The sequence below is a fragment of the Vibrio fortis genome (assembly GCF_000695685.1).
In the GTDB taxonomy this organism is placed as follows: Bacteria; Pseudomonadota; Gammaproteobacteria; order Enterobacterales; family Vibrionaceae; genus Vibrio; species Vibrio fortis_A.
In genome coordinates, this window is the sequence record NZ_JFFR01000028.1 from 123,291 (window position 1) to 142,490 (window position 19,200).

Annotated in this window: 14 protein-coding genes; 10 read left to right on the forward strand and 4 right to left on the reverse strand. The window is 47.0% G+C overall.

Features of this window, described 5'->3' with window-relative positions; genetic code table 11:
- Positions 1-9 precede the first annotated feature (9 nt).
- From VFDL14_RS03295 to hldE, 3 genes are all read left to right on the forward strand, one after another.
- The gene (locus tag VFDL14_RS03295; protein ID WP_032553087.1) at positions 10-1,266 is read left to right on the forward strand and encodes a methyl-accepting chemotaxis protein; all 1,257 of its coding nucleotides are present in this window, start codon (positions 10-12) and stop codon (positions 1,264-1,266) included.
- 130 nt (positions 1,267-1,396) lie between these two features.
- A complete protein-coding gene (gene glnE / locus VFDL14_RS03290; RefSeq protein WP_032553088.1) occupies positions 1,397-4,249 on the forward strand; it encodes a bifunctional [glutamate--ammonia ligase]-adenylyl-L-tyrosine phosphorylase/[glutamate--ammonia-ligase] adenylyltransferase in 2,853 nt (950 codons plus the stop codon).
- A 134-nt stretch (positions 4,250-4,383) separates the two neighbouring features.
- Positions 4,384-5,814, forward strand: coding sequence for a bifunctional D-glycero-beta-D-manno-heptose-7-phosphate kinase/D-glycero-beta-D-manno-heptose 1-phosphate adenylyltransferase HldE (gene hldE, locus VFDL14_RS0123480; RefSeq protein ID WP_032553089.1), 1,431 nt, complete (start codon positions 4,384-4,386; stop codon positions 5,812-5,814).
- Positions 5,815-5,931: 117 nt separating this feature from the next.
- Here the strand turns inward: hldE and tolC are convergent, their stop codons facing one another.
- Positions 5,932-7,239 carry an outer membrane channel protein TolC gene (tolC, locus tag VFDL14_RS03285; protein WP_032553090.1) on the reverse strand — a complete coding sequence of 436 codons (1,308 nt, stop codon included), beginning with the start codon at positions 7,237-7,239 and terminating at the stop codon, positions 5,932-5,934.
- Positions 7,240-7,465: 226 nt separating this feature from the next.
- Here tolC and nudF point away from each other — a divergent pair, with 226 nt between their 5' ends.
- The 6 genes from nudF (at position 7,466) to parC (ending at position 14,401) form a co-directional block, all read left to right on the forward strand.
- Positions 7,466-8,095, forward strand: coding sequence for an ADP-ribose diphosphatase (gene nudF / locus VFDL14_RS03280; protein ID WP_032553091.1), 630 nt, complete (start codon positions 7,466-7,468; stop codon positions 8,093-8,095).
- Positions 8,096-8,099: 4 nt separating this feature from the next.
- Positions 8,100-8,543, forward strand: a complete 444-nt coding sequence (locus VFDL14_RS03275; protein WP_032553092.1) for a DUF1249 family protein — start codon at positions 8,100-8,102, stop codon at positions 8,541-8,543.
- A gap of 53 nt (positions 8,544-8,596) precedes the next feature.
- Positions 8,597-9,421, forward strand: coding sequence for a 3',5'-cyclic-AMP phosphodiesterase (gene cpdA, locus VFDL14_RS03270; protein WP_032553094.1), 825 nt, complete (start codon positions 8,597-8,599; stop codon positions 9,419-9,421).
- Complete coding sequence (yqiA, locus tag VFDL14_RS03265) at positions 9,421-10,023, forward strand: esterase YqiA (RefSeq protein ID WP_032553095.1); 603 nt, start codon at positions 9,421-9,423, stop codon at positions 10,021-10,023. The genes cpdA and yqiA overlap by 1 nt, the downstream gene beginning before the upstream one ends.
- A gap of 241 nt (positions 10,024-10,264) precedes the next feature.
- Positions 10,265-12,145, forward strand: coding sequence for a DNA topoisomerase IV subunit B (gene parE / locus VFDL14_RS03260; protein WP_032553096.1), 1,881 nt, complete (start codon positions 10,265-10,267; stop codon positions 12,143-12,145).
- 3 nt (positions 12,146-12,148) lie between these two features.
- On the forward strand, positions 12,149-14,401 hold the full coding sequence (gene parC, locus VFDL14_RS0123485) for a DNA topoisomerase IV subunit A (RefSeq protein ID WP_032553097.1): 2,253 nt from the start codon (positions 12,149-12,151) through the stop codon (positions 14,399-14,401).
- A 108-nt stretch (positions 14,402-14,509) separates the two neighbouring features.
- On the opposite strand, the gene degS is transcribed toward parC, so the two are convergent.
- The 3 genes from degS to zapG form a co-directional block, all read right to left on the reverse strand.
- On the reverse strand, positions 14,510-15,571 hold the full coding sequence (gene degS / locus VFDL14_RS03255) for an outer membrane-stress sensor serine endopeptidase DegS (RefSeq protein ID WP_032553098.1): 1,062 nt from the start codon (positions 15,569-15,571) through the stop codon (positions 14,510-14,512).
- Positions 15,572-15,731: 160 nt separating this feature from the next.
- Complete coding sequence (locus VFDL14_RS03250) at positions 15,732-17,087, reverse strand: DegQ family serine endoprotease (RefSeq protein ID WP_032553099.1); 1,356 nt, start codon at positions 17,085-17,087, stop codon at positions 15,732-15,734.
- 123 nt (positions 17,088-17,210) lie between these two features.
- Positions 17,211-17,666, reverse strand: a complete 456-nt coding sequence (gene zapG / locus VFDL14_RS03245) for a Z-ring associated protein ZapG (protein ID WP_032553100.1) — start codon at positions 17,664-17,666, stop codon at positions 17,211-17,213.
- Between the two features lie 219 nt (positions 17,667-17,885).
- Between zapG and zapE the strand changes: the two genes are divergently transcribed.
- Positions 17,886-18,989 carry a cell division protein ZapE gene (zapE, locus tag VFDL14_RS03240; RefSeq protein WP_032553101.1) on the forward strand — a complete coding sequence of 368 codons (1,104 nt, stop codon included), beginning with the start codon at positions 17,886-17,888 and terminating at the stop codon, positions 18,987-18,989.
- Positions 18,990-19,200 lie beyond the last annotated feature (211 nt).

Consider the following 19,200-nt stretch of genomic DNA (forward strand, 5'->3'; position numbering starts at 1 on the left):
GAACTGACAATGACCAAACTGTCATTCAAGCCGTGGGAAAGGGTAATCTCTGACGTTCGTCTCGTTCCAAAAATGATCATGCTGATGGTATTCAGTACCATTTTGATCATTGCCAAGCAATTGTGGGATGCAAGCACATTCTATGATTCACTGCTTGCAGCAACGAACAACGCGCAAGTAGCACAAGAGCACTACGAAACGTACCTAGTACAAGTGGCTTGGCAAACTGGCTTGATGATTGTGGTGTTTGTGGTTCTTCTGATGGCAGCGGCACGTGTAATGCTGCGCCAGACTCAGTATCTGAGTGAAGCCATTAAAACGATGGCGGATAAAAATCTGTCAGTGCCAATCCATATGGACTGTAAAGATGAGTACGGTGATGTTGCTCGTGAACTAGAGAAAACTCGCGTCCAACTGAATGACATGATTAAAACGCAAGTGGCTTCATCTGATGAATTGTTTGCACTGACCGAGGTGATGACGATCAGTATGTCAGAAACCAAAGAGTCAGCGCAGGAAGAGTTCAACGAGATAGATCAGCTAGCGACTGCAATGAGTGAGATGACGTCAACGGTTCAAACGGTGGCTGAGCACGCACAGAATGCCTCTTCTCTCACAGAGCAAGCATCAGGCCAAGCCCTGACGGGTCAAAAGTTTGTACAAGGCTCTGTGTCTAAGATGAGTGAGCTCTCGACTGATATCGCAGCATCAGCGGCGGCGGTAAACCAAGTTGAAGAGCGTGTAGACTCAATTGGAAGCGTAGTGGGTACTATCCAAGGTATTTCTGAGCAGACTAACCTTTTGGCATTGAACGCAGCAATCGAAGCTGCACGTGCTGGTGAGGCAGGTCGTGGCTTTGCGGTTGTTGCTGATGAAGTGCGCAACCTAGCGCAACGCACTCAACAAGCCACGGTCGAAATTCAAGATATGATCACTCATCTGCAAACCAGTGCAAACTCAGCGGTTGAGTTGATGGAGAAGAGTGTTGTCGAAGCAGCTGAAGGCGTTGATTTGGTCACCAACGCCGGCTCAGAGCTTGATGGCATCGTGAGCCAAGTAAATCAAATCAATGATATGAATTTCCAAATCGCGACAGCGGCAGGTCAGCAGAGCAGCGTTGCAGAAGAGATGAATGTGAATCTAACCAATGTTCGCGAACTGGTAGAAGCATCGGTCACTGTGGTTGGTGAGCTTCTTGAGACCTCACAAATCATGCAAACCAATGCTGAAGAGCTGGATGGTAAGATCAAGCAATTCAAGGTCTAAGTAGGCTTTACACGCTTAGGTTTTGTTTCTAATCCGATAAAACGCCCACATTCCAGATGTGGGCGTTTTTTATTGGCTTAAGTTTGATATAAATAGAGACAGTATGCGCTTAGTCAAACAAGGAAGAAAAATGCAATTGCCTGCTTCACTTACTCAGCACTCTCAATCGGCTTTAGAAAACCTGCTTGAACATCAAGGCGAAGCGATTTCGACTTGGTCTCCTCAATATCAAGAGCAACTTAACTACGTTTTAGGGCTGAGCAGTTTTGTCGGCGATTGCTTGCAACGTGACAGTGAGTTAGCAAAAGTGCTGCCTTCAATGCTTGAGTGTGAAGAGCGTGCCGAAGGCTATCGAGAGAGGTTGGCAGCCCTGCTGGTTGAATGCCAAGATGAGATGAGCGGCCAGCGGGTGTTGCGTCAGTTTCGTAATCGCGAAATGTCTTATATCGCTTGGCGTGATTTTACCGCGTCTTGGCCTCTAGAGCAGAGTCTTAGCCACCTTTCAATGCTCGCAGAGGCCATGATCTTTGAAACCTATCAGTGGCAATACAACATCTGTTGCCAAGAGTGGGGCACGCCTTGTAATGCGCAGGGAGAAGCTCAACCTATGCTGATCATCGGCATGGGCAAGCTAGGCGGTGGTGAGTTGAACTTCTCTTCAGATATCGACCTTATTTTTACCTACCCTGAGAATGGCGAGACACAAGGTGCACGCCGCAGTATCGCTAATGCGCAGTTTTTCACGCGCCTTGGACAGCGCATTATCAAGGCGCTCGACCAACAAACCTTTGATGGCTTTTGCTACCGCGTTGACATGCGACTACGCCCATTTGGTGAAAGCGGTCCATTGGTCATGAGTTACGCTGCGCTAGAAGATTACTATCAAGAGCAAGGGCGTGATTGGGAGCGCTATGCCATGGTGAAAGCTCGGGTCATGGGGAGTGAGATGTACCCTGAGTATCAAGAGCTGCGCCAAATGCTGCGTCCGTTTGTGTTCCGTCGTTATATTGATTTCAGTGCTATTCAATCTTTGCGTCGAATGAAATCGATGATCAGCAGCGAGGTTCGTCGTCGCGGCTTATCCAACAATATTAAGCTTGGCCCTGGTGGAATTCGTGAAGTGGAATTTATTGCGCAGGTCTTTCAACTGATTCGTGGTGGGCGTGAACCAAGCCTGCGAGACCGTGGCCTATTGAACACCCTCGAAGCCATCGATAGCTTGAAGCTTTTAGAGTCAGGTGAAGTTGCACACCTCAGAGACGCCTACCTATTCCTTCGCCGTTTAGAGAACCTACTGCAAGCGATGGCCGACAAGCAGACTCAAACCCTGCCTGATAATGAGCAAGAGCAGCTCCAACTGGCGGTAGCGATGCAGTTTGAAAGCTGGCAGGCACTGATTGATGAGACCCGTCAGCACATGGCCAATGTTCATGTGGTGTTTGAAGAGCTTATCGGTGTGGAAGAGGAGGAAGCGAATCCAATCGCGAGCCACTTCAGTGAGCTGTGGGATATGGCACATAAGCCAGATGTGATTGAGCATGTCTTGGAGACAGACATTGATGCCGTCGACCCACAGAAAGCCGCTAATACCATTATTCAGTTTAAGGCTGACATCGCGAAGAAAACGTTAGGCCCAAGAGGACGTGAAGTTCTTAACCGTTTGATGCCGAAAGTGTTCCAAGCTTTATATACCAATAAAGATGCAGAGTTTGGGTTGTCGCGTGTGCTGCACCTGCTGCATAAAATCGTCACGCGAACGACGTACCTTGAACTGCTCGATGAGCACCCAGCGGCTCTGACTCAGTTGGTACGCCTGTGTACCGCGAGTCCGATGATCTCAGAGCAGTTAGGGCGTTACCCAATCCTGCTTGATGAATTGATCGATCCTCAGCAGTTGTATAACCCAGTACCACTCGAGTCCTATAAAACTGAGCTGCGTGATTATCTTGCACGCATTCCAGAGGATGACATGGAACAACAGATGGAAGGGCTGCGTCAGTTTAAGCAGACCTGCATCTTGAGAATTGCAGCGGCAGATATTGCAGGTGTGCTACCTGTGATGAAGGTGAGCGATCACTTAACCTATCTAGCAGAGGCGATTGTGGAAGCGGGGGTGAATCAAGCTTGGCTGCAGGTATCGGCTAAATATGGCGAGCCAACACACATTAAAGACCGTGATGGACGCGGCTTTGCGGTCGTTGGTTATGGCAAAGTCGGTGGTTGGGAGCTAGGTTACAATTCGGACCTAGATATCGTCTTCATGCATGACTGCCCAGTGCATGTTTATACCGACGGAAAAAAAGAGATCGATGGTCGTCAATTCTATCTGCGATTGGCCCAACGTATTATTCATATCTTCTCGACTCGCACGGCCTCAGGCATTCTTTATGAGGTTGATACGCGCCTGAGACCTTCTGGTGCATCTGGCTTGTTAGTAAGCCCAACCGATGCCTTTGACGAATACCAGCACAGTGAAGCGTGGACGTGGGAGCATCAGGCATTAACTCGCGCGCGCATGATCTATGGTGATGAGCCTTTGGCATTGGCGTTTAACAAGACGCGTCATGAGGTGTTATGTCTTGAGCGTGATGGTGAAAGCCTCAAGCAAGAGGTAGTTAAGATGCGCGAAAAAATGCGTGACCACCTCGGCGGTAAGAAAAGCGATCGCTTTATGCTTAAACAAGACAATGGTGGCATAACCGATGTTGAGTTTCTTGCTCAATACCTGGTACTGAGATACAGCCATGAGAAACCAAAGCTGACACGTTGGTGTGATAATGTGCGCATCTTCGAGAGCTTGATGTCACAGGGTATTATGGAAGAACCACAAGCGATGGCACTCACTCACGCCTACACCACACTGCGTGATGAAATTCATCACCGTAACCTACTTAATCTCGATGCTGATGTGGCAATGGATAAGTTTGAGCAAGAGAGAGCTCTCGTCACTCAGGCTTGGCAGCAGTGGATGCTCGCTGAATAGTGGGAACCTTGTATCAACGCAACTGTCTAGAATATGAAGCGGTGACTCAAACCGCTTCATTGCCTTTTTCTATGGTTTAGCCACTACTATCAGTGTGCTAGACTCTATCCAGATTCGATTTTTGGAGATCCCTAATGAAACCTATTCTACCAGACTACAGCCAATCGGGTGTGTTGATTGTCGGTGATGTGATGCTAGACCGTTACTGGTATGGCCCTACCGGTCGTATTTCACCAGAAGCGCCAGTACCTGTAGTAAAAGTAGAGAATAACGAAGAGCGTCCTGGTGGTGCAGCTAACGTGGCAATGAATATTGCATCATTAGGCGGCCATGCGCATATCGTTGGTTTAACGGGTAAAGATGAGCCTGCACAAGTACTTAAGAACACACTGAGTGCACTTAAAGTTAATTGTGATTTTGTTGAGCTAGAAGATTACCCAACCATCACTAAGCTACGTGTGATGAGCCGTGGTCAACAGTTGATTCGTCTAGATTTTGAAGACAAATTTGAGAACACTGACCCTGAGTTGGTTCTGTCTCGTATGGAACAAGCGCTACCGAACGTGCGCTCTGTGATCCTGTCTGATTACGCAAAAGGTGCGCTTGAGCATGTTCAACGCTTTATTCAGAAAGCGCGTGCAGCAAATGTTCCAGTGTTTATTGACCCGAAAGGTGCGGATTTTGAACGCTACCGTGGTGCAACACTGCTGACGCCGAACATGGCTGAATTTGAGCTAGTTGCGGGTAAAGTGAAATCTGAAGAGGAGCTAGTGGCGAAAGGTTTAGCTCTGATTGAAGAATTTGATTTTGAAGCGTTACTTGTTACTCGTAGTGAGCACGGTATGACGCTACTGCGTAAGGGCCAAGAACCGTTCCACCTGCCGACACAAGCGAAAGAAGTGTACGACGTAACGGGTGCGGGCGATACAGTTATCTCGGTACTTGCGGCTTCTGTTGCTGCAGGTAAGCCACTTGATGAGGCGTGTGCACTGGCAAACGCAGCAGCAGGTGTTGTTGTTGGTAAGCTAGGTACTTCGACTCTGTCTATGATTGAGTTAGCAGAAGCGGTACACGGTAGCCAAGATACAGATTACGGCGTGATTTCAGAGGCTGCTTTGATTGAAGCGGTGAAACGAGCTCGCGCTAAAGGCGAGAAAGTAGTTATGACTAACGGCTGTTTCGATATTCTTCATGCGGGCCATGTTTCTTACATGAACCACGCAGCTGAGCTAGGTGACCGCCTGATTGTAGCTGTGAATACCGATGAGTCTGTTAAACGCTTGAAAGGCCCTGGTCGTCCTGTAAACCCAACTGATCGTCGTATGGCGGTTCTTGCTGGCTTGGGTGCAGTAGATTGGGTTGTTCCTTTCTCTGAAGATACGCCACAGCGTCTAATCTCTGAAGTTCTGCCGAGCATCCTAGTTAAGGGCGGTGATTACAAGCCAGAAGAGATCGCTGGTGGTGCAGAAGTGATTGCTGCAGGCGGTGAAGTGAAAGTGCTTAACTTTGAAGATGGCTGCTCAACCACAGAGATCATTGAAGCGATCAAAGGCGGTCGTGGATAAGCGCCTTAATTGATTTGATATCCGATAAATAAAAATGCCGCTCAATGAGCGGCATTTTTGTATCTGCATATGTAGAGAGCGATAAGTTCGCTCTCTATCAGACAGTGTGTTGAGTGATTAGCTCGCTGGTTTTAGACCTGCGTTTACGTCAACAATGTCTTGCTCGCTTAGTGTACCTACCGCTTGGCGCAGTTGCAGTACGCTTAGGATGTAGTTGTAACGAGCGTCAGATAGGTTCTTGTTCGCATCGTATAGACGACGAGTTGAATCAAGTACGTCAACGATAGTACGAGTACCTACATCGAAACCTGCTTCTGTCGCTTCAAGTGCAGATTGAGCTGAAACTACCGATTGCTCGTAAGCACGTAGTGCGCCGATCGATGCGCTGATGTTGTTGTTGAACGCGCGAACGTCTTTAACAACACTACGGTAAGTTGCTTCAAGATCTTCACTTGCTGCTACGTAGTTGTATTCAGCCTGCTTAGTTAGCGAGGTCGTGTTACCACCTGTGTATAGTGGCACAACTAGGTTTAGGCCAAGGTTTAGGTTGTCTTGGTCATAGTCACTTGAACTGTTCGACTGATCAGCTAGAGAGTAGCTACCATCAAGCGTTAGGCTTGGAAGGTGACCAGAGCTTGCTAGCGAGATGTTATCTTTCGCGATGTCTTGAGAGATACGTGCAGCCAGTAGGCTTAGGTTTTTCTCTTGAGCTTGTTCAACTAGCGCGACTGCTGACTCAGAAGACTTGCTTGCTGAGAAGCGGTCAGTATCAAGAATGCTTAGGTTAGAGTGCTCTTGACCTGTGATTTCACGAAGACCTTCGTAGTTGTTAGTCAGTGTGTTTTCAGCTAGAACTTCGTCAGCTAGCACTGCATCGTATTGTGCTTGTGCATCGTGTACGTCAGTAATTGCCGATAGACCAACCTCAAAGCGCTGCTTAGTTTGCTCTAGTTGACGAGCAACAGCAGCTTTCTCTGCACGAACGAACTCAAGGTTGTCTTGTGCACGCAGTACTTCGAAGTAAGCCGTCGCAACACGAAGGATCAGACCTTGTTGCTCCGCCGCGTATGATGAATCAGCTTGACGTGCTGTTTTCTCAGCTGTGTCTAGTGTGATCCAAGAAGAGCGTTGGTAAAGCTCTTGCGTGAAGCCAATGCCTGCGCCCCAAACGTTGCTGTCATTGTTTGCGCTGTTACGGTCACCACGGTTGATGTCGTAGTTCGCAGTTAGGTTGATTTGCGGTAGTAAAGTACTACGGCTAGAAGTGACTGCTTCAAAAGCGGCATCACGCTGCGCAGCTGAACGAAGAAGTGTTGGATCGTTTTGTTTTGCTTGGTCATATACTTCGGCTAGCGTATCAGCGAAAGCTGATGAACTCAGGCTGCCAATTGCTGCACTGATAAATAGTGGAAGCAGTTTTCTCATTTTCCTATTCCTGCCTTAATAGAATTTTTCTTTACAGAGTTTAACTCAGTTTGGTGGTAATTTACTCGAAACTTTGCACTTTTTTACATTTAACTGTCCACTTGTGCAATATTTATTTTCGGATACTTAAATTTAATTATAAATTTTGTATAAAAAGTTGAACCTAGACCTTGGTAGTTAACTCGTACAATGAGTAAACTATAAAGATCACTTAGTGAGGTGCTAAATGCAACAGTATGACAATCAACAACATGAGTTTACTCCACAAGATGTGGAAATTGTCTCAAAAGAAACGCTCTTTCGTGGTTTTTTCAAAATGGTTAAGTACACCTTTCGACATAAGTTGTTTGAAGGCGGGTGGAGTAAGCCAATAGAACGCGAAATGTTTGAGCGTGGACATGCTGCTGCACTGCTACCTTACGATCCTATTCGAGATGAAGTAGTGATCGTCGAGCAGATCCGAGTTGGTGCCCTTGAGCACGAGAACCCTTGGCAATATGAGATTGTCGCGGGAATCATCGATACCGATGAATCACCGGAACAAGTCGCTCGTCGAGAAGCGGTCGAAGAGGCTGGTGTTGAAGTGACTCATGTCTTACCGATCACTTCATACTACCCATCATCGGGTGGTTGCTCTGAGAAGCTGGATGTAATGGTTGGCTGCGTTGATGCTACCACGGCGAAAGGTGTCCATGGGCTTGACTACGAAGGTGAAGATATTCGCGTTCAGGTTATGAGTCGTGAACAAGCTTATCAACTGGTACAGCAAGGTGTGTTCGAAAATGGTGCTACTATTATTGCTTTGCAATGGTTGCAATTGAACTACCTGGATTTACAGTCAAAGTGGAAAGAGTAACGCTATGCCGAATATAGCGGTGAAAAAGCCGTATCATGTTGATCTTGCTGAATTGATGCGAGTCTATGAGACTAATTACGCGAAATTGAACGCGCTGCTGCCTGTGGGACACCAGGTCGGCGACGTGCGTTGTTATCAAGCGGTTAATATGGTGTATCAATTGACAGTGAATGAGGTCACAAAATACACCACATTAATAGATATATGTCAGAGTGATGCGATGCCAGTATTCCCTTTGCCAAAAATGTCTGTCAGGCTATATCACGACGCTCGCGTTGCAGAAGTGTGTGCCAGTGGGGACTTCTCAAGAGTCAAAGCGAAATACGACTACCCAAACACCAAACTTTTGCAAAAAGACGAGAAATTTCAACTCAATAAGTTTCTTGGCGAATGGTTAACGTTTTGTTTAAAAAATGGAATCAGTCGCACACCTATTACGCTGAGTTAGCGTACGTTTGAATACTTTGAAGATCTAACAGTAACGTATCTGGATTTGTTATTTTGGAATTATCACACACTTCAAAATTAGATGAGAGCAGCATTAAGTTAGTGCAACTGACCGACACGCACCTCTTTGCGCCAAGTAATGGCAGCCTGCTGAGCATCAACACAGAAGATAGCTTTCGTGCTGTTGTCGATGGCATTGTGAACCAAGGTTATGAATATGAAGCGGTTCTGGCGACTGGTGATATCTCTCAAGATCACAGCGCAGAGTCTTACCAAAAATTTGAGGCTGGCATTCAGCCTTTAGAGAAGCCTTGTTACTGGTTGCCAGGTAACCACGACTATAAACCCAATATGGGCAGCGTTATCCCATCAGCTCAAATACAGTGTGTTGAGCACGTGCTGTTGGGAGAACATTGGCAGATGATTCTGCTCGACTCACAAGTCGTCGGTGTGCCACATGGTCGCTTAAGCGATCAACAGCTTGATCTATTAGAACAGAAATTAGCGGAATACCCGCAAAAGCACACATTAGTTTTGCTGCATCACCATCCACTACTGGTTGGTAGTGCTTGGCTTGATCAACACAGTTTAAAAGATGCTGATCAGTTCTGGGATGTCGTATCACAACACAGCAATGTTCGTGGTGTTTTATGTGGCCACGTGCATCAAGACATGAATCGTGAGCACCTAGGTGTACAGGTTATGGCGACGCCATCGACTTGTGTTCAGTTCAAGCCAAATTCAGACGACTTTGCGCTTGATACGCTCAGCCCTGGCTGGCGAGAGCTTGAATTGAAGCCGAACGGTGAGATTACGACAGAAGTACGTCGACTTGAGCGCGGTGCATTTGCCCCTGACTTCAACGCCGAGGGGTACTAATGTCAGCTGCTACGCCACAAACAAAGCCTTCAATGTTGCTCTATATCCACGGTTTTAATAGCTCATCGCGTTCGCACAAAGCCAATGTCATGGCTGAGTACTGTGCTGAGCATCGTCCTGATATCAAGGTAGTGACGCCACAACTTCCTAGCTTTCCCGCTCTGGCAGCAGCGTATCTTAAGAGCGTTGTCGAAGAGCACAAAGAGCAGTACCAAATTGCGCTGGTGGGTAGTTCGTTAGGTGGTTATTTGTCGACGTGGCTAAATGCGCATTATGGGTTTAAAGCGGCTGTGGTTAATCCAGCAGTGAAACCTTATGAGTTGTTGACCGACTACCTCGGTGAACAGGTTAACCCATACACCAATGAACATTATGTTTTAGAGGAAAAACACATTGATGAGCTCAAGCAGCTCGATGTGGTCTCTATTTCCGAGCCAAGTGATTTTTGGTTATTGCAGCAAACGGAAGATGAAGTTTTAGATTACCGCCAAGCGGTGGCTAAGTTTCAAGGAGCGAAGCAGACTGTAGAAGAGGGCGGCGACCACAGCTTTGTCGATTTTGAACGTTACCCTCAAAAGATAATTGAATTTCTAGCCTTATAAGGTTTAACTTCAGCCGCAACATCTTATCTTTTTTGCCTGTTATTTCATCTGTCAGTGGTGAAATATCATAGTTTGGTGTCATAGTTTTTGAACGTGCTTGACATCAAACCCCTGCTTCCAGACTATATTCCCCAATACTTTCGCTCGTTCGCTCTGCTGTGAGGGTTCACGGCAACTAACACGGTTATATCGAATTAGAGCCCAGCGAACAGACGTAAATTTTTTGAGTAAACTCCGTATTATGACTGAACAATATAATGCAAAAGACCTCGAGGTTCTTGAAGGTCTCGACCCGGTTCGACACCGCCCGGGGATGTATACCGAGACTGAAAGGCCAAACCACTTAGCCCAAGAAGTTATCGATAACTCTGTAGATGAAGCATTGGCTGGCCACGCGAAGAAGATCAAAGTGGTCTTGCACGCTGACCAATCTTTAGAAGTGGTGGATGATGGTCGTGGTATGCCTGTCGATATTCACCCAGAGAAAGGTATCTCAGGTGTTGAGCTGATTTTAACTAAGCTCCACTCAGGTGGTAAGTTCTCAAACAATAACTATAAGTTCTCAGGCGGCCTACACGGTGTAGGTATATCTGTGGTGAACGCACTCTCGAAGCGTGTTGAAGTTACCGTCCGTCGTGATGGTCAAGTCCATGAAATTGCATTTGAAAATGGCGTTGCTGTCACCGACTTAACTGTTACTGGCTCATGTGGCCTGCGTAATAGCGGTACATCAGTCCATTTTTGGCCGGATGCGAAGTACTTCGACAGCTCTAAATTCTCTGTGCTGCGCTTGGTGAACAACCTACGCGCGAAAGCTGTTCTATGTCCAGGCCTAGAGATCACCTTTAGCGATAAGGTGAACAACGAAGAACATAAATGGTTCTACGAAGATGGTCTAAAGGACTACCTTGCAGAGGGCGTGAAGGGTTACACCCTACTACCTGAAGAGCCGTACATCGGTGAATTCACAGCAGAAACCGAAATGGCAAACTGGGCTGTGATCTGGCAGCCAGAAGGCGGTGAGATGATCACTGAGAGTTACGTGAACCTAGTACCAACCAAGCAAGGTGGTACCCACGTAAACGGCCTACGCCAAGGTCTATTGGATGCAATGCGTGAGTTCTGTGAATTCCGAAACCTGTTGCCGCGTGGTGTTAAGCTAACCGGTGATGACATCTTCGATCGCTGTTCATACGTGTTATCGGTGAAGATGCAGGACCCTCAGTTTGCAGGTCAAACGAAAGAGCGCCTCTCTTCTCGTCAAACCGCTGCGTTCGTATCTGGCGTTGTAAAAGATGCATTCAGCTTGTGGCTTAATGAAAAACCGCAACTGGCTGAGCAACTAGCCGAAACCTGTATTGCCAATGCGCACCGTCGTATGCGTGCCAGCAAGAAGGTGGTACGTAAGAAGGTGGCATCAGGCCCTGCATTACCAGGTAAATTGACAGATTGTTCGGTTCAAGACTTAAACCGCACTGAAATCTTCTTCGTGGAAGGGGACTCAGCGGGTGGCTCGGCGAAGCAAGCGCGTGATCGTGAGTTCCAAGCTGTGATGCCACTGCGTGGTAAGATTCTTAACACGTGGGAAGTATCGGCTGACCAAGTTCTTGCATCTCAAGAAGTACACGATATCTCGGTGGCTTTGGGTATCGACCCAGACAACGATGACCTGTCTGGCCTACGTTACGGTAAGATCTGTATCCTTGCCGATGCGGACTCGGATGGTCTACACATTGCGACGCTGCTGTGTGCTCTGTTTACTCGTCACTTCCGCTCTTTGGTTGAAGCAGGTCATATCTATGTGGCTATGCCGCCTCTGTATCGTATCGACTGTGGCAAAGAAGTGTTCTATGCCCTTGATGACGATGAGAAAGATGGTGTGCTAGAGCGCTTATCGAAGAAGAAAGCCAAGATCAACGTACAACGATTCAAAGGTCTGGGTGAGATGAACCCACTTCAGCTACGCGAAACCACCATGGATCCAAATACTCGTCGTCTGGTTCAGCTAACGATTGATGACAGTGAAGCGACCAACGAAATGATGGACATGCTGCTAGGTAAGAAGCGTGCTGATGATCGCCGTTCATGGCTACAAAACAACGGTGATTTGGCCGAGGTATAATGAATGTCTAACGAAATTACTTTTGATGGCGTTGAACAATTGCCAATGCGCAAGTTCACCGAAGATGCCTATTTAAATTACTCAATGTACGTAATCATGGATCGTGCATTGCCTTACATTGGCGACGGCCTTAAGCCAGTACAGCGTCGTATTATCTACGCGATGTCTGAGCTTGGCTTGTCAGCAGCTTCAAAATACAAGAAGTCGGCACGTACCGTTGGTGATGTACTGGGTAAGTACCATCCACACGGTGACTCGGCGTGTTACGAAGCCATGGTATTGATGGCACAACCGTTCTCTTACCGCTACCCATTGGTAGATGGCCAAGGTAACTGGGGTGCTCCGGATGATCCGAAATCATTCGCTGCGATGCGTTATACCGAAGCGAAACTGTCTAAGTTTGCTGAGGTTTTGCTTGGCGAATTAGGCCAAGGCACAGTTGAGTGGCAACCAAACTTTGACGGCACGATGAAAGAGCCGCAAATGCTGCCAGCGCGCCTGCCTCATATTCTACTTAACGGTATCACTGGTATCGCGGTAGGTATGGCAACAGATATCCCGCCACATAACGTGCGTGAGATTGCCGATGCGACTATCAAACTGATCGATAGCCCGAAAGCGGAACTGTCGGAAGTGATGGAGCATGTAAAAGGTCCTGACTACCCAACCGAAGCTGAGATTATTTCTCCGAAATCAGATATCGAGAAGATCTACAAAACGGGGCGTGGCAGCATCAAGATGCGTGCGGTTTGGCACAAAGAGGGCTCTGATATTGTTATCACGGCTCTGCCTCACCAAGTATCGGGCGCTAAGCTTCTAGAGCAAATAGCTAACCAGATGCGTGCTAAGAAGCTACCAATGGTAGACGATCTGCGTGATGAATCGGATCACGAAAACCCAACACGTATCGTTGTGGTGCCTCGTTCTAACCGTATCGACTGCGATCAGCTGATGAGCCACCTGTTCGCTTCAACGGATCTTGAGAAGAACTTCCGTGTAAACTTGAACATGATTGGTCTAGATAACCGTCCTCAAGTTAAAGGCCTAGTTCAGATCCTTAAAGAGTGGATTGAGTTCCGTCGTACAACAGTACGTCGTCGTTTACAGCACCGTCTTGATAAAGTGCTAGCGCGCTTACACATCTTAGAAGGTCTTTTGGTTGCTTATCTCAACCTTGATGAAGTGATTGAGATCATCCGAACTGAAGACGATCCTAAAGCAGTGCTTATGAAGCGCTTTGGTATCACAGAGATTCAAGCAGACGCAATCCTAGATACCAAACTTCGCCATCTTGCTAAGCTGGAAGAGATGAAGATCCGTGGCGAGCAAGATGAGCTAGAGAAAGAGCGTGAAAAGCTAGAGAAGCTACTAGGCTCTGAACGTCGCCTGAACACTTTGATTAAGAAAGAGATTCAAGCGGACGCAGATAAGTACGGTGATGACCGTCGTTCTCCACTGGTTGAGCGTGCAGAAGCGAAAGCACTGACAGAGCGCGACCTTGTCCCAAGTGAACCAATCACAGTCGTGCTTTCTGAGAAAGGTTGGATTCGTCATGCGAAAGGGCATGAAGTGGATCCAGAAGGCTTGAACTACAAGTCGGGTGACAAATACCTTGCGAGTGCGCGTGGTAAGAGCAACCAACAAGCAGTATTCCTCGGCAGTGATGGCCGCAGCTACTCGCTTGAGTCTCACTCTCTGCCTTCGGCGCGTAGCCAGGGTGAGCCGATTACTGGCCGCTTGAATATCAATGCTGGCAGCTCGATCCGACAAGTTGTGATGGGTGAAGACGATCAGCTATGGCTGGTGGGCTCCGATGCAGGCTACGGCTTCGTGTGTAAAGGCAGTGACCTGTTATCGAAGAACAAGAGCGGTAAAGCTCTGGTGAACTTGCCTCAAGCGTCTGAAGTGATGCTACCAAGTCCGATTGAAGATCTTGAGACCAACGAGATCCTGGCGATTACTAACCAAGGTCGTATGTTGTTGTTCCCAATTAAAGATCTGCCTCAATTGAGCAAAGGTAAGGGTAACAAGATCATCAATATCCCATCAGCGAAGGCCAAAGAGCGTGAAGAGTTTGTCTCACACCTAATGGCTATTCCTCAAGGAACAACACTGACGCTGTATGCGGGTAAGCGTAAGCTTGGCTTGAAGCCGGCTGATCTGGATAACTTCCGCGGTGAGCGTGGTCGTCGTGGTGGACTACTGCCAAGAGGCCTACAGCGTGTTACTCGCATCGATATTGAGAGTGACGACTAATCGCAGCTTTTGATCAACAGCTTTATAGATAATAAAAAACCCAGCCTTGAGCTGGGTTTTTGTTGTTAGCAATCTACTTAGTGTTAGTCGTAGATCCGTCTAATCTAACTAGCGCTTGTCTTCCGCAATCGTCACCTTGAGGGTTTTGCTTTTACCTTGACGAAGTATGCCCACATCGACCACTGTGCCAGGTCTTAGGTCGGTAACGATATCCATAACGCTCTGGCGTCCATTGATCTTGGTGTTATCGATACTGATGATGATGTCTTGAACCTCGAATCCAGCATCAGCAGCAGGACCTGCAGGATCGATACCTAGCACTACAATGCCACCAATGTTTTTATTGCCCAGTAAACGGGAAGTAACCGAGTTGATGTCTTGTCCATCGATACCGATATAGCCACGGATCACACGGCCATCAGCGATGATCTTCTGCATGATCTTGTTGGCTAAACCATAAGGAATAGCAAATGAGATGCCGTAGGTTTCCATGTCTGTCGCTTGTTGGAAAGAGGCGGTGTTAATACCGACCAGTTCACCTTGCGAGTTGACGAGCGCACCCCCCGAGTTACCTTCATTGATTGCAGCATCGGTTTGGATGAAGGCTTGATGGCGGTCGGCACTGATCGACGAGCGGCCAGTCGCGGAGATAATGCCAAACGTAGTCGTCTGGCCTAGGTTATATGGGTTACCAATCGCGAGCACGATGTCGCCGACATTGGCCTCGTAATTTGGATTCAAAGGAATCACAGGAAGGTTGTCACCACTGACTTGTAGTATGGCGATATCCGTTCTTTTATCTGAACCCACTAACTGTGCGGCAGCAGCGCGACCATCTTGTAGGGCGACGACAACTTGGTCTGCTTGAGCAACCACGTGGTAGTTGGTAATGATGTAACCTTTCTCACTGACAATAACGCCAGAGCCTAAACCCTGAGTGAGCAGTTTATTACGATCGGATTCATCGTATTTTCGGCTATAGATATTGACGACCGCAGGCGCTGCGCGTCGAACTGCATCATTGAATGAAAGTTGCAGTGAGCCGATGTTGCTTACCTGCTTACTTGCCGCTTCAGAGACGAAGTTAGGTCTTAGCTGTGGGAAAGCCACAAGAATAATCAGTGCTGATACTAATCCAAGGGAAATAGAACGAAATAGAAAGGACAGCATGTTTCCCTCTTCGACAGGTAAGGTATTGAGCCTCCACACATGGGTGACCAGTTTGAGTTACTTGTGAAGCATAGCATTTTGATTCGTCTAAATAAAAGGGCAGGCTGATTAAGTTCTATACGAACTTGTTCAACCTGCCCTCAATAACGGTGATTAATTATTAGCGAATCACTAGGTAAATGGTTCTTGGACCACGCTGGATATTGAGTGCCAATACACCAGGGTTCTTCTCAACAATTGATCTGAACTGCGCTAGGTTCTTCACCGTTTGACGGTTCACGCCAATAATGATGTCGTCTGGTTGAAGTTGGTATGCCTCAGCTGGTGAGCCTTTGGCTACACTTGACACCTTCACGCCTTTCACCGGATCGCTGTCATTGGTATTGGTCAGCTCTGCACCTGCTAAGCCTTCATGCAACTTCTCTGCTTGAGTCTTGCTGTTAGTTGATTCACCAAGTGTCACGTCGAAGGTTTTATTTTTACCATCACGAACGACACCAAGTTCTATCTCTTTACCTGCGCCAAGAGTCGCGACTTTGGCTCTTAGTTCACTAAAGGTATCAATGCGCTTGCCATTGATGGCTACAATGATATCGCCTGCTTGTAAGCCAGCTTTATCTGCAGCGCTGTCTGGAACCACTTGGCTCACAAATGCCCCTTTGCTTGATTCATAACCCAGTGCTTCGGCTAATTCTGAAGTGATTTCGCCACCTTGAACACCAAGCATGCCACGTTTCACCTCACCAAACTCTAGGATTTGGTCGGTTAGGTTGCGCATCATATTAGATGGGATCGCAAAGCCGATACCTACGTTGCCGCCGTTCGGGCCTAGAATCGCAGTATTAATACCGATCAACTCACCGTTAAGGTTAACCAGTGCACCGCCTGAGTTACCGCTGTTGATAGCCGCATCGGTTTGGATGAAGTTCTCAAAATTTTCGAGGTTGAGGCCACTTCGACCTAGTGCAGAGACGATACCGGATGTCACTGTTTGACCTAAACCAAATGGGTTACCGATAGCGACGCTGAAATCACCAACGCGAAGCTTGTCGGAATCGGCGAAGCGAATCTCGGTCAGGTCTTTGGCTTTTTCGAGTTTGAGTAGGGCGATATCAGACATTTCATCACCGCCAATTAGCTCGGCATCGTATTCACGTCCGTCATGCAGTTTTACGCGGATTTCGTCAGCGTTATTGATAACGTGATAGTTGGTAACGATGTGTCCTTTCTTGGCATCGATGATGACACCAGAGCCTAGACCTCGAAATGGGCGCTCTTGTGCTTGCTCAGGGCCAAAGAAGAATTGGAATTGTTCTGGAATGCGTTGACGTTGAACTTGTTTACCTTCAACAGCAATGCTGACTACCGCAGGGGTAACTTTTTCAAGCATCGGTGCAAGGCTAGGTAGTTGTTGGTTGTCGACACTTAATGGTAGTGCCGCAGTTGCCTGAATCGGTGTGATGATGGAACTTAAGCTTAAAGTCAGTACCGATAAAGCAAGCAAAGGTTTTTTCATCATAAACTCCTCGTTAGTTAAGGCCTTGTAACACACATAAAGTTGGACTATTGCCAAGTGTTATACGACCCAAGTGAAGGTTATGACTCAAAAACCTTTGTAAAGTTCATTGAATTTAGTTGTTTAAGAAGCTTTCGCTGTGACAACCTCTGGTGCTTCAATGACTTCTTTCTTCTCATCGCTGAACAAACCGGTTGCGCCATTGGCGTAGTCCTTTGGTTGTTCATCAATAGTTGATACTTTGCTGTCTGCTTTCTCTGAAGACTTATCTGAGTGTGCAGCAGCCGTTTTTACAAATGGATTATCCTGCTCTGGTAAGTTGGGGATTAACTCAGCGCTGGTCTTTTCCATATGTTGGTAAAGCTTAGTGTAGTCTTTACCTAAGGTATCCAACATTTCAGCTGTTTTAGCAAAGTGATCGGCAAGCTCTTGGCGTTGCTGTTCTAGTGCAAACTTTGCTGTGTCTAATTCTTTTTGAACATTCTTTTGCTTCTTGTACTCAGGAGTCGTGAGGCGAGAAATAGCAACCCCTAAGATAATTCCGATTAGTAAACCGCCAACGGCATACATCCAAGGCATAACAGCTCCTTATTGTTGTTTTTTAACATGTTTGTTACTGCTTAGTTACACATAATGCAGCTTCATGGTACTATGAGAACGCAGCAGTATAAAGAAAAATGCGTGTGCGCTAGCTATCAGTTTGAAGCTGCACATACAGCACTGAGCCCCCGCCTATTGTACTGTTGAAGCCCTTTTTCCTTCTCTGGTTGATATCGATTTCATTGTGGAAATGTCGTCATGAATCCCGTTAAAAAATACGAACAAGATATAAAAGAACATGGATTTCAAAGAGATCCAGCCCAAGAGCAAGCCGTACAGGCATTAGACCAACTGTTCCACCAATTCCAAGAATACCAAAATGCACCAGTGCCACAGCTGACGCGTTTTCAAAAGTTAATGGGTAAAAAACCACAACTGCCTACGCCACCTAAAGGGCTCTATTTCTGGGGCGGAGTAGGACGAGGTAAAACCTACTTAATGGATACCTTTTACGATGCTCTACCGACATCACGAAAAATGCGTGTCCACTTTCACCGCTTTATGTACCGAGTGCATGATGAACTCAAAGCGCTGGGAGAGGTAAGTGACCCTTTGCCCTTGGTCGCCGATAAGTTTAAGCAAGAAGCGGATATTATCTGTTTTGATGAGTTCTTTGTTTCCGACATTACCGACGCGATGATTCTGGGTACTCTTTTCCAAGAGCTCTTCGCTCGCAACGTTATCTTGGTCGCGACCTCAAACATTCCACCTGAAGACCTTTACCGAAATGGCCTGCAACGCGCGCGCTTTCTGCCTGCGATTAAACTGATTCAAGAAAATTGTCGAATCCTGAATGTAGATAGTGGCGTTGACTACCGACTACGTACATTGGAACAGGCAGAAATCTATCACTACCCATTAGATGCACAAGCGGATATCAATTTACGTACCTATTACCAACAGCTAGTCGGTGAGGGTAAAGAGGTATTAACTCAGATTGAAGTTAACCATCGTCAACTGGATGTGGTTGAAGCGAGTGATGGCGTTTTGCATGGCACCTTTGCTCAGCTTTGCCAATCTGCGCGCAGCCAGAATGACTATATTGAGCTATCTAAGATCTATCACACAGTGTTACTGGCTGAAGTGAAGCAGATGAATGCGACCTCTGACGACGCAGCAAGACGTTTCATTGCTTTAGTCGACGAGTTTTACGAACGTAATGTAAAGCTGATTATTTCTGCCGAAGTCGCACTAGAGGAACTCTACACTCATGGTCAGTTAGAGTTTGAATTTAAACGCTGTCAGTCACGTTTAATTGAAATGCAGAGCCATGATTATCTAGCAAAAGAGCACCTAAGTTAGGTAGGGAATTCTTTATTAAGAAAATGGAAGAAAAAAATCGTGATTTTGTTCAAAAAGAGGTGATTTTTTCTTCGCTCTTCTCTATAATCCTGCGACCTACCGTTACTGCGGGCCTCTAACGATGAGTTAAATCACGTTATGCCAAGAGTTTTCCAACACTCGAAGGGGTGATGAATGGGGACTCTTAGACAGTGGGAATACTCAGTATTCC

Bases quoted from the DNA above. Each gene is read 5' to 3' on its own strand.
- zapG (WP_032553100.1), bottom strand. From the start codon at position 17,666: ATGCCTTGGATGTATGCCGTTGGCGGTTTACTAATCGGAATTATCTTA.
- VFDL14_RS03250 (WP_032553099.1), bottom strand. From the start codon at position 17,087: ATGAAAAAACCTTTGCTTGCTTTATCGGTACTGACTTTAAGCTTAAGT.
- tolC (WP_032553090.1), bottom strand. From the start codon at position 7,239: ATGAGAAAACTGCTTCCACTATTTATCAGTGCAGCAATTGGCAGCCTG.
- glnE (WP_032553088.1), top strand. From the start codon at position 1,397: ATGCAATTGCCTGCTTCACTTACTCAGCACTCTCAATCGGCTTTAGAA.
- VFDL14_RS03295 (WP_032553087.1), top strand. From the start codon at position 10: ATGACCAAACTGTCATTCAAGCCGTGGGAAAGGGTAATCTCTGACGTT.
- parC (WP_032553097.1), top strand. From the start codon at position 12,149: ATGTCTAACGAAATTACTTTTGATGGCGTTGAACAATTGCCAATGCGC.
- degS (WP_032553098.1), bottom strand. From the start codon at position 15,571: ATGCTGTCCTTTCTATTTCGTTCTATTTCCCTTGGATTAGTATCAGCA.
- zapE (WP_032553101.1), top strand. From the start codon at position 17,886: ATGAATCCCGTTAAAAAATACGAACAAGATATAAAAGAACATGGATTT.
- nudF (WP_032553091.1), top strand. From the start codon at position 7,466: ATGCAACAGTATGACAATCAACAACATGAGTTTACTCCACAAGATGTG.
- parE (WP_032553096.1), top strand. From the start codon at position 10,265: ATGACTGAACAATATAATGCAAAAGACCTCGAGGTTCTTGAAGGTCTC.
- VFDL14_RS03275 (WP_032553092.1), top strand. From the start codon at position 8,100: ATGCCGAATATAGCGGTGAAAAAGCCGTATCATGTTGATCTTGCTGAA.
- yqiA (WP_032553095.1), top strand. From the start codon at position 9,421: ATGTCAGCTGCTACGCCACAAACAAAGCCTTCAATGTTGCTCTATATC.
- hldE (WP_032553089.1), top strand. From the start codon at position 4,384: ATGAAACCTATTCTACCAGACTACAGCCAATCGGGTGTGTTGATTGTC.